4 protein-coding genes and 1 pseudogene are annotated in these 5158 nt (G+C 41.2%); 3 read left to right on the top strand and 2 right to left on the bottom strand.

Annotated elements, in window-relative coordinates; all coding sequences use genetic code 11:
- Positions 1–242 precede the first annotated feature (242 nt).
- Positions 243–1439, top strand: coding sequence for an NAD(P)/FAD-dependent oxidoreductase (locus AB4138_RS23730; protein ID WP_372148085.1), 1197 nt, complete (start codon positions 243–245; stop codon positions 1437–1439).
- Between the two features lie 3 nt (positions 1440–1442).
- Here AB4138_RS23730 and AB4138_RS23725 read toward each other — a convergent pair whose 3' ends face one another.
- A complete protein-coding gene (locus AB4138_RS23725) occupies positions 1443–1769 on the bottom strand; it encodes a helix-turn-helix domain-containing protein (protein WP_102481664.1) in 327 nt (108 codons plus the stop codon).
- A 104-nt stretch (positions 1770–1873) separates the two neighbouring features.
- Here AB4138_RS23725 and AB4138_RS23720 point away from each other — a divergent pair, with 104 nt between their 5' ends.
- Both AB4138_RS23720 and AB4138_RS23715 read left to right on the top strand, forming a co-directional pair.
- Positions 1874–2404 carry a hypothetical protein gene (locus AB4138_RS23720; protein ID WP_032498339.1) on the top strand — a complete coding sequence of 177 codons (531 nt, stop codon included), beginning with the start codon at positions 1874–1876 and terminating at the stop codon, positions 2402–2404.
- A complete protein-coding gene (locus AB4138_RS23715) occupies positions 2398–3777 on the top strand; it encodes a DEAD/DEAH box helicase (RefSeq protein ID WP_372148086.1) in 1380 nt (459 codons plus the stop codon). The genes AB4138_RS23720 and AB4138_RS23715 overlap by 7 nt, the downstream gene beginning before the upstream one ends.
- A gap of 946 nt (positions 3778–4723) precedes the next feature.
- On the opposite strand, the pseudogene AB4138_RS23710 reads toward AB4138_RS23715, so the two are convergent.
- Positions 4724–5008: pseudogene (locus AB4138_RS23710) on the bottom strand (ISAs1 family transposase); the annotation flags it as partial.
- Positions 5009–5158 lie beyond the last annotated feature (150 nt).

The following is a 5158-nucleotide window of genomic DNA, read 5'->3' as shown; positions in this document are numbered from 1 at the left end:
TGATTTAGGAAACAAAGCCCTGGTGAGTGATGCTAGAGCGCAGATAAATAAGCTAAATTATAATGAAGCTGATTTAAAACCTATAATAGAAAACCTGAATGCGATTGAAGAAGAGTCGAACCTTCTAGTTGATAAGTAACTAGGTGTGTTGATACCTGCGTGAGCTTGTTGCTGGTGAATGCCTTTTTCCGTACTATGTCGCTCTTTTATTTATCACTTCATAGCCCTAAGAGTCTTATTTCATGTCAGCTATTCAGTCAGATGTTATTGTTATTGGAGCAGGCGCTGCCGGTTTAATGTGCGCAGCTAGTGCAGGTCAACGCGGGCGTTCAGTTCTTGTGCTTGATCATGGTAAACGGCCTGGTCGTAAGATTCTTATTGCTGGAGGTGGGCGTTGTAACTTTACCAACTATGATGTCACAGCAAAAAACTTTTTAAGTCAAAACCCCCACTTTGTTAAATCTGCACTGGCTCAATATACCAATTGGGATTTCATTTCGATGATCTACAAGCATGGTATTGAGTTTGAAGAGCGTGATCATGGGCAATTGTTTTGTGTTAATGATCATGACTCGAAAGATATCGTAAAAATGCTAATTAATGAGTGTGATGAAACTGGTAATGTGAAATATAAGTACCAATGTGAAATTACTTCAATTGAACGTTTAGCAGATAACAATTTTAAAGTAGAGACTTCCAATGGAATTTTTAATTGTAAGTCTTTGGTTGTCGCAACGGGTGGACTTTCAATGCCACGTTTAGGGGCAACCCCTTTGGGCTGGAAAGTCGCTGAACAGTTTGGTTTAGGGGTTGTTTCTCCTCAAGCAGCCTTGGTACCGTTCACATTAGATGGTAGAGAAAAAGGGTTAACAGAATTAACTGGAACTGCTCTCCCTGTCCGAATTAGCTGCAACAATCAAGAGTTCCTAGAAGCTCTTTTATTTACTCACCGAGGTATCTCTGGCCCATCAGTATTGCAAATTTCTTCGTATTGGAACTCTGGCGATGTAGTTCAAGTTGATTGGCTACCTGGTTTGAACTCTATTGAACTGATTGAAAAAGCAGCAGAAAACAACCCTGCACAAGAGGTTAAAACAACGCTGTCTAAAGTATTACCTAAACGCCTTGTCGAGTATTTTATCGAACTTAATGTGTTTGAAAATAAACCACTTCGCCAATTGAATAAACGGGAGATAGAGAATATTAGCTCTGCTCTTCACTCTTGGGAAATTAAACCTAATGGGACTGAAGGGTATAGAACAGCAGAAGCGACCATTGGTGGTGTTGACACCAATTATTTATCGTCTAAAACAATGGAAGCTAGAGATATACCAGGGCTTTACTTTATTGGTGAGTGTGTTGATGTGACAGGTCATCTTGGAGGGTTTAACTTCCAATGGGCTTGGTCGTCTGGTTGGGTCGCAGGCCAAAACGCATAAGACTTATTTACTTTCAATATCTTGAATGTTTTCACCTATAAGGCTGATGAGCTTCTGCTTTTCAGCCTTACTCATTTTTGCTATCAGGCAAACTAGTTCTGCTGAGCTTTCATCCTCACAAAAAAAGTAGTTTAAAGGTACGCCAAGTTCGTCAGCCATTTTCTTTAATGTACTGATATCTGGAGTGTGTTTCCCTTTCTCATACTGATTCATTCGCGCACTAGCCGAACTTTCATCGATACCAATACGCACCCCCAATTCTTTTTGGGAGATCTTTGCTTTTTTGCGAACTTCTTTGAGCCGCACAGGAATAGGGTTGTCGATCGACATTTAGAATTCATATTAATAGGCTCTATGTAACTAAGATTTTCTTAGTTTTACTGATTTCTGTATACTAAGCAATCCTTAGTATTTTTGAATGGTGTAGGCAGTAAGTGAAACGTTCTACTAGAATCAGTGCGGTAATGTTTAAGCTGTTGATTGAAAAAAGAATGGATGGTTTTTCTGTTATAGAGGCAAGGGATGCTTCATTAAATGATGGGGATGGTACACAAAACCTTGATGAAGCTCGGAAGAAGGTTTATCGGCAAATATGGCAATATCAACAAAGGGGTTGGTTGCGCAGTGAAGGAGAAGGAAGAAACAAAAGATACTTTCAAACCGAGCAATTTATGGATCTTGAAGCCGCGCCCCGAAGAAAAGCTGAACGAGAAGCTTCTAAAAAACAGACTACACCGGATTATTCCGTGTTATTTCGAGAGAGTAACGAATACAAAGGTGAATTGGAGCTCGTGCTTGGTGAAATAGATGAATATCAATCATTGAGGTGCCGTTTCCCTGAGCTCGAGAGTCGATTAATGCCATTGTTACAACATGCAAGAGAACGCTCAGCGCACTTGCTTGGAAAGATGAATGGATTAGAGAATGTTCTTAAAACTCTTTCAGAGGGCAACCAACCGTGTTGAGGCAGTGGCAGGTTGAATGTTCTGAACATGCGTTGCAGAAGTTTAGAGAAAATCGACAACACTTCTTTTGCCAAGCAACACCTGGCTCTGGAAAAACGGTGCTTGCTGCAACTGTCGCATCAAGGTTACTTAATGATGATATGGTCGATCTTGTATTGTGCTTCTCTCCATCTTTAACTGTTTCAGAGGGAATCAAAAAAACCTTTTCTCAGACTCTTAATTGTACCTTTAACGGTGGCCTAGGCTCTATTGGGCAGTCGTTAACATATCAATCCATTCAATTCCTTAACGATGAATTTTGGGAGACGTTACGTAATCATCGAGTGTTTGTTGTATTTGATGAGATTCACCATTGTTCTGGGACTGAGCTTGAAAATGCGAACGTCTGGGGGCAGCAAGTGCTCACTAAGATTCAGGGACTAGCGACTTATACTCTTGCGATGTCGGGGACTCCGTGGCGCTCAGACTCTTTACCTATTGTTATGGGGGAATACAGTGACCCAGACGGACAACTACTTGTCGACTTCCAGTACACCCTTAAACAGTCTATTGATGATGGTGTTTGTAGAGCACCTAATATTGTATTGGTCGATAATGAGCAATTGTCTGTCTGTAGTAGCGAAAACGTGGAGTCATTTTCATCGATCTTAGAAATGCTTAAACAGACGAAAGCGTCTTATCAGAGTGTGATACATAACCAAGAAGCGATGGAGTATTTACTCGGTTTAGGATGTGAGCGGCTAGCAAAGGTACGTATTGACGCTTCCAATGCCGGTGGATTAGTTGTTGCAGCGTCGGTTCAACATGCTCAAGTTATCAAAGATATACTTTCTTTAAAGTTTGGCCAAACCGTTTCAATTGTCACTTATAGACATGAAGAACCACTCGCAGAAATAGACCGCTATCGACAAAGTGACTCTCAATGGATTGTTAGTGTCGGAATGATAAGTGAGGGGACAGATATACCTAGACTCCAAGTGTGTTGCCATATGAGTTCTGTCAAAACGGAATTATATTTCAGGCAAGTACTAGGACGTATTCTTCGTATCGACTCTTCCATGGCTCAGCAAGCATGGCTATTTACGTTTGCGGAACAAAACCTCATTCAGTTTGCAGAGCGAATTGAAGATGATATTCCAGAATCTTGTATCTATGTGAATATGGGAAAACCAATGGAGACAGAGCTAGTTAATCGGCAGAATAATTTAACTGCTAAGCTTTCGAAAGAGCCTCTAAATAGTATCGACGCAACAGTATCCTGGGAAAGCCGTAGGGGCAATTCAAACAACCATTACGGGACACTAGGGACGTTTGATGAATTGCGGCTTGGTGCATTTAAACAGAGAGTGATTTCGGCTTTTACATCCATGTGATCGGGGTTGCACTGCTCGGGCTAGGTTTATTAATTATAGGTGCATAGAGGTGACGAAATGAACTACTTTGCAGAGGACCCTTTCTAGGTAATGTAACCTGGAGGGGAAATGAAAAAACTGAAACAGCAGTACCGAAAGCGTATTAAATGCCAGCGTCAATATCTTTGGGATTTGTATCCCAGCATTCGCAGTGGAACCCACAAGCACTTTTCAACAAAACAGGAAAAGGGCTTTTACTTTCTTCACATGATTGAGTGCAGAGGGTACCCGATTAAATTACGCGCTGCGCGAGGAAGATCTTTGGCTAACCCGTGGGATGACTATCCAGCGTATGTGCATGACCTAGCAAAAAGTTGGAAGCATAATTCTAAACGACGTTATCAGTACTATAAGTAAGCTTAACGATGGCGTAGGGGCTTTTCTTTTCCCTAATGCCAGAAACGACAAGAGCCACTAATTGTAGTGGCTCTATTACGTGCAACCTGTGGTCAATACTCTATGAGCGGAAGAGGGCAGGGCTATCGTATGTCCTCGGTGGTCTGCTTTGCAATTAAGCCAAGTTCAATTCGATACCATTACTTCTGATCAGACAGTAAGTAGTAACTCCAAGAAAAAGCAGGGATACCCGAGGCTCTCAACTTTATGTTAAAGCTAAGAACCGAATGTGGCAAGCTTACTCTGTCCAGAGACATGCCAACACGGTCACCATTAGTGTGTTTACGCCTCTTTTCGTGTTTGAAATTCATTTCGCAGTGTGCGAATCGCAACCTGCGCAATGAGCTTATTTTTCCCCTGAAGATTCTAACAATCACTACACACATCGCAACTTGCGATGTGGAATGAAAACCATCTAGTTGGCAGTGATAGATGATCTAGTGTTTCAAGTAATAATAAACCAATGGTTTATTATTACTTGTTAATTTAGAGGCTTATCTAAGCGGCACGGCTAGAGCATTTTAATTCCAGCATCTAAAAGGACGGAGCGGTATTCGTCATCAAGAGCCGCTATCTTCTTTTTTCTTACCATACTGATGTTTTTACTTGTGTCTTGTTTGAAAAGACTTAGTGCGATTTTTCTCAATACATTGAAAGCTAAGGCTCCTGTGCCTCTGCGGATACGCGATTCATCTTCTCTAAACGTTACATCTAACATCCAATGCATACTTTCTACCTGCCAGTGGTTTCTTATTGCATCCAGTGCTTGTTGCGCGTTGAGGGTCAATGAACTTATACCAATTAAAGTAAAAATGTGATCTAATTAAGATTGATGAATTATTGTGAAATTTAGCCATGGATAGCCTTAATAACACTGACTTCAAAAAGCTTGCGAGCCAGCAAAAAACCATTCAGATGAAGATGCGTTTACTTGCGCTCGCACACT

It is taken from the genome of Vibrio sp. 10N.286.52.C3, assembly GCF_041468865.1.
GTDB classification, from domain to species: Bacteria; Pseudomonadota; Gammaproteobacteria; order Enterobacterales; family Vibrionaceae; genus Vibrio; species Vibrio crassostreae_C.
The sequence above is the reverse complement of the archived record's forward strand: the minus strand, read 5'-3'. Positions and strand labels throughout refer to the sequence as shown.

Excerpts from the sequence above, each read along its gene's own strand:
- AB4138_RS23725 (WP_102481664.1), bottom strand. The coding sequence starts at position 1,769 with ATGTCGATCGACAACCCTATTCCTGTGCGGCTCAAAGAAGTTCGCAAA.
- AB4138_RS23730 (WP_372148085.1), top strand. The coding sequence starts at position 243 with ATGTCAGCTATTCAGTCAGATGTTATTGTTATTGGAGCAGGCGCTGCC.